Genomic DNA, 5,212 nt, shown 5'->3' on the forward strand with positions numbered 1-5,212 from the left:
AAGATTGCTGCGGCGCGGGCCGCCGGTCGGATCCGGGCCACTGAGCCCCGGATCCATTCAGGATCGGCAGTCCGCACGTTCAGCCGGGACCGCCTACTTGATCGCGTCCCAACTCTTCTGGATGTCAGTGGCGACATCCTGGGCGGACTTGCCGCCGACGAGATCGATCATGCCGGTCCAGAAGGCGCCGGCGCCGATCTTGCCCGGCATCAGGTCGGACCCGTCGAAGCGGAAGGTCGAGGCCTCGGCAAGGATTTCGCCCTGCTTCTTCAGCGCGTCGCTGGCATAGGCCTCCTTGTTGACCGACTTGAACGGCGTCACGAAACCGCCCTGGGCCATCCAGATCTCATGGGCGAGCGGCATCTTCAGGAATTCTATGAACGCGCGGGCACTCTTGCTATCCTTGGTGATCATGGCCAGCGTGCCGGCGCCGAGCACCGGGGTGCCGAGGTCGGGCTTGGAAGCATAAGGTGGGAAGTAGAAGAAGTCGGCGTCCTGGCCGATCTCAGTGCCTTCCGGGAAGAAGGTCGGGATGAAAGACGCCTGATGGTGCAAATAGCATTTCGGCGGCACCGAGAACAGGCCTTTCGGGCTGTCGCGGAAGTCGGTCGCCGCCACCGCCTTGGCGCCGCCGTCGACCATCTTGTCGTCGGTCGCGATCTTGCCGAAAATGTCGATGGCGTTGACCACCGCGGGATCGTTGAATGGGATCTCGTTCTTCACCCACTTGTCGTAGGTCTCGGGCGTCTGCGTGCGCAGCATGATGTCCTCGACCCAGTCGGTCGCCGGCCAGCCGGTGGCGCCGCCCGAACCGAGCCCGATGCACCATGGCGTGCCGCCGTCGGCGATGATCTTCTTTTCAAGCTCGGCGAGCTCTTCCTGCGTCCTCGGCACCTCGTAATCTGCTTCCTCGAAATTGTCCGGCGAGTACCAGACCAGCGATTTCACGTCGGCCTTGTAGGGGAAGGCGAAGAAGCCCGGCTTGCCGTCCTTGTCGTTGAAGGTGCCGAGGTCGACCCATGACTGGCCGGCGCCGTAATTGTCCTTGATCCAGTTGGCGGTGTCATCACCGAGCGGCGTCAGCAGGCCTTTGGACGCCAGATCCTGGATTAGGCCCGGCTGCGGCAGCACCGCGATGTTGGGCGGGCTCCCGGCCTGCGTGTCGATGACGATCTGCTGCTCGTAATTTTCCGACGACGAGTATTTGATCTCAGCGCCGGTGGCCTCCGAGAAATAGTCGAGAACGGTGCGCACAAGGCCCTCGTCCTCGCCGCGCCATGGCCCGAAGATCGATAGCGTCTCGCCCTTGAGGTCGACCTTCTTGAGCTCTTCGTAGTTCGCCCAGTTGAAGCGGGGGTCCTCACCCGGCTTGAACTTCAGTTCGGCTTGCGCCGGTGCGCCCAGGGCGAGCGTGACAAAAGCGGCGCTCAGCAGAAGCATTTTCGTCATAGGTATTCCCTCCCAGTGGTGACAAACACCGGACGGAACCTCCATTCCGTCCGCCGACGCCGCAGGACTGTGACTCAGTCGGAAAGGAACCGCAACCTTTCGAAGAGTCTTCCAAAGCGCTTTGGTTCTTTTCGATGACGCCACTGAATGGATCAGGAGTCAAGAGGGAGACAGGCTAATCGATTTAATTCTGCCGACATAAGGAGCAACTAAATGCGCAGCAGCAGCAAATTTTGCTTCAAACCGGTCGGAAACAGTGCTTATGGTCCTAGATGCAGCAGCGCTGCCGTGGCCGGGCTGACAAATCCTAGTTAAAAGAGCTTTGAGGCTTGGAGGCCTCCGGTGAACCTCAAACAGCTTTCCCAGAGACTGGCGCTTTCGCAGACAACGGTAAGCCGTGCGCTGAACGGCTACCCGGAAGTCAACGAGGAAACGCGGCGGCGGGTGATCGACGCCGCCAAGCGCCACGGCTACCGCCCCAACCCGAGCGCGCGCCGGCTGGCAACCGGCAAGACCGGGATGATCGGTTATGTCTTGCCGACCGGGACGACCGTCGACATCGACCCGCATTTCGTCGAATTCCTGTCGGGTCTCGGCGACTATGCCCGTTCGCACGAACTCGACCTGGTGCTGTCACCGGCCGATGCCGACGACCAGGAGACGACCTACCGGCGCATTGTCGCCAACCGGCAGGTCGACGCCGTCTACGTCTCATCGCCGAGGCCGGCCGACCGGCGGGTGGCGCTGGTCAGCACGCTCGGCATCCCCTTCATCGTCCATGGCCGCAGCGAAGGGCTCGATTTCGACTACCCCTACACCGACATCGACAATGAGGGCGCGTTCCACGAGGCGGCTCGGCTGCTCGTCCAGCTCGGTCACCGGCGGCTGGCGCTGATCAACGGCGACGACCGCGAGACTTTCGCCATTCACCGCGAGCGTGGCGTGCGCCGTGCGCTGGCGGCGAGCGGTCTGGCCCTAGGCGAAGGCCATGTCTGTTCCCTCGCCATGACCGAGGAGAACGGCTACCGCGCCGCCAGACGGCTGCTCGAGCGCAGCGATGCGCCGACCGCGATCGCCTGCTCCAGCCTGATCATGGCGCTCGGCGTCGTGCGGGCGGCGCGCGATCTCGGCCTGACCATCCCCGGCGACCTGTCGCTGATCGCCCATGACGACGTCTTCCCCTGGCTAAAGCCGGAAAATTTTTCGGTGCCGTTGTCGACGACGCGTTCGTCGATCCGTTTGGCCGGCGCGCGCGTCGCCGAGCGGCTGGCGGCGCGGATTTCCGGATTGGAGGAGGGCGCCCGCGGCGAAGTCTGGCCGGTCGATCTGGTGGTAAGGGGATCGGTCGCCGGAGCCCGGGCCCAGCGCACTGGTTTCGGCTCGACCTGACCTGAATCAACACAACCCCAAAGCGCCAGAGCTATACCATCGCAGCCTCGGCCGCCTTGGTGACCAGCAGGCCGTAGTTGAAATCTTTGTCCCTGCCCTTGGGGCCGAAATTCACGGCCGTGGCGCTTCTGTCTGCGCTGATCGGGGCAAAACGGTTCACCACTTCCGTCCAGGATTTTTTCCGGAGCCCAGCCGAAGAGCGGCAACGTTGCCAAAGACGCGCAAATTCCTTTTCGCACAAGGGGGAGAAGTGGAGACGCGCATCAGTCGAGGAACGGCTTGGCCTTCATTGTCGCGGGCACCGGCACGCCAAGGCGCGCAAGCACCGTCGGCGCAAGCTGCAGCTGGTCGAGCAGCGTATCGGCCTCCGGACCCTTGCCCTGTCCGAAATAATACAGAGCAAAATCCTGCATATCGTCGTCATGGCCGCCATGATGGCCGCGATCGGTCTGGCCGTGATCGGCGGTGACGATCACCTCGTAGCCGGCTTCCCGCCAGCGCGGCAGGAAGGTGGCCAGCATGCCGTCCATCGCATAAACGGCATGGTCCATCTCGTGGCAGTCGTGGCCGAAGCGGTGGCCCATCGAGTCCAGTGTGCAGGTATGCAGGATGCCGTAGTCGATGCCGTGGCGCCTGGTCAGCATGGTCAGCGTCGCGAACAGGTCGATGTCGCTCGGCGTCATCTGGTTGCGGGCGTTGTAGCCGGTCATCGTGTGGAAACGGCCATACGTGATCGGCCCGCCCGGCTCGTCGAATTCCAAATCCTCGACCAGATCGAAAGGATAGGCCCGGAAGAATTCGGACCAGTAGGAATGGGTGACCGCGCCGGTCTTGCCACCGGCCTTGCTGACCTCGGAGAAGATATCCGGTTGCTCGACGCGAAACCGGTTCTCGTTGGTCAGGATACCATGCACCTGCGGCGCCACGCCGGTGTGGATCGAGGCATAGCAGCAGGCCGAGGTCGACGGCAGCACGGAACGCATCTTCCAGATGCGCGCTTCGCCCGATTGCACCCAGCCTTCGAGATTGCCCATCAGCCGGCGCCAGTTGCGGTAAGGCACGCCGTCGAGGATGATCAGCAGAAGTTTTGTCGTCAGCGCCACGGGGTGTCTAATTGCCCGCGCTGGCCATGCGCCGTCCCTTGATCGCCTTTTCCAGCCAGCCGATCTCCATTTCGGGGACTGAGGACAAGAGAAGGTCGGTGTAGGCATCGAACGGCGGCGCCAGCACCTGGCTTTTCGCGCCGTAGCGCACCACCTCGCCGCGATACATCACCGCGATCGAATCGGCGATCGACTTCACCGTGGCGAGGTCGTGGGTGATGAACAGATAGGCGACGTTTTCCTCTTTCTGCAGCTCGAGCAACAGTTTCAGGATGCCGTTGGCCACCAGCGGGTCGAGCGCCGAGGTCACCTCGTCGCAGATGATCAGCTTCGGCTTGGCGGCGAGCGAGCGGGCGATGCAGACGCGCTGCTTCTGCCCCCCGGAAAGCTCGGCCGGGTAGCGGTCGATGAAACCCTTGCCCATTTCGATCTTGTCGAGCAGCTCGGCGACGCGGGCGTCACGCTGTCTTCCACGCAGACCGAAATAGAATTCGAGCGGCCGGCCGATGATTGTGCCGACGGTCTGGCGTGGGTTCATCGCCACGTCGGCCATCTGGTAGATCATCTGCAATTGCCGCAGATCCTCCTTGGGCCTGTCGGCGAGCCGGTTGGCGAGCGGACGTCCATCGAAGGTGACGGTGCCCTCTTCGGGCGGCAGAAGGCCGGTGATGGCGCGCGCCAGTGTCGACTTGCCCGAACCGGACTCGCCGACGACAGCCAGCGTCTGGCCCGGATAGATGTCGACCGAGACGTTCTTCAGCACCTTGATATGGCTGCGGCCATAGGCGGCGGTGATGTTCTTGACAGACAGGAACGGCGTCGTGCCGGGCTTCTGCTCCTGGTGCTCGATCTCATGCACCGAGACCAGCGCATTGGTGTATTCCTGGCGCGGTTCCTTGATGATCTGGCGGGTGCCGCCCCATTCGACCAGCCGGCCGTGACGCAGCACCATGATCTCGTCCGAGACCTGGGCGACGACGGCAAGATCGTGAGTGATGTAGAGCGCGGCGACATGGGTGTCGCGGATGGCGTCCTTGATCGCCGCCAGCACGTCGATCTGCGTCGTCACGTCGAGCGCCGTGGTCGGCTCGTCGAAGACGATCAGGTCGGGCTCGGAGCACAGCGCCATCGCTGTCATCACACGCTGCAGCTGGCCGCCGGACACCTGGTGCGGAAAGCGCTCGCCGATGCTTTCGGGGTTCGGCAGGCTGAGCTTCTTGAACAGCGCGACGGCGCGTTTTTCGGCCGCGGCTCGTGCCGCCGTGCCATGC

5 protein-coding genes are annotated in these 5,212 nt (G+C 63.4%); 1 reads left to right on the forward strand and 4 read right to left on the reverse strand.

Going from position 1 to position 5,212, the window contains the following annotated elements:
* Positions 1 to 93: 93 nt before the first annotated feature.
* Positions 94 to 1,449: an ABC transporter substrate-binding protein gene (locus tag EOA86_RS20995; protein WP_029347540.1), complete on the reverse strand. Its 1,356-nt coding sequence runs from the start codon at positions 1,447 to 1,449 to the stop codon at positions 94 to 96.
* A gap of 342 nt (positions 1,450 to 1,791) precedes the next feature.
* Between EOA86_RS20995 and EOA86_RS21000 the strand changes: the two genes are divergently transcribed.
* Positions 1,792 to 2,838: a substrate-binding domain-containing protein gene (locus EOA86_RS21000; RefSeq protein ID WP_128343396.1), complete on the forward strand. Its 1,047-nt coding sequence runs from the start codon at positions 1,792 to 1,794 to the stop codon at positions 2,836 to 2,838.
* Between the two features lie 31 nt (positions 2,839 to 2,869).
* Here the strand turns inward: EOA86_RS21000 and EOA86_RS41285 are convergent, their stop codons facing one another.
* From EOA86_RS41285 to EOA86_RS21010, 3 genes are all read right to left on the reverse strand, one after another.
* A complete protein-coding gene (locus EOA86_RS41285; protein WP_281033706.1) occupies positions 2,870 to 2,998 on the reverse strand; it encodes a hypothetical protein in 129 nt (42 codons plus the stop codon).
* Between the two features lie 103 nt (positions 2,999 to 3,101).
* The gene (locus EOA86_RS21005; RefSeq protein WP_128343398.1) at positions 3,102 to 3,941 is read right to left on the reverse strand and encodes an alkaline phosphatase family protein; all 840 of its coding nucleotides are present in this window, start codon (positions 3,939 to 3,941) and stop codon (positions 3,102 to 3,104) included.
* Between the two features lie 7 nt (positions 3,942 to 3,948).
* Positions 3,949 to 5,212, reverse strand: a 1,264-nt coding sequence (locus EOA86_RS21010; RefSeq protein WP_164891877.1) for an ABC transporter ATP-binding protein, incomplete at its 5' end; no start/stop codon positions are given.

It is taken from the genome of Mesorhizobium sp. M5C.F.Ca.IN.020.32.2.1 (assembly GCF_004023105.1).
In the GTDB taxonomy this organism is placed as follows: Bacteria; Pseudomonadota; Alphaproteobacteria; order Rhizobiales; family Rhizobiaceae; genus Mesorhizobium; species Mesorhizobium wenxiniae.

Bases quoted from the DNA above. Each gene is read 5' to 3' on its own strand.
- EOA86_RS20995 (WP_029347540.1), bottom strand. From the start codon at position 1,449: ATGACGAAAATGCTTCTGCTGAGCGCCGCTTTTGTCACGCTCGCCCTG.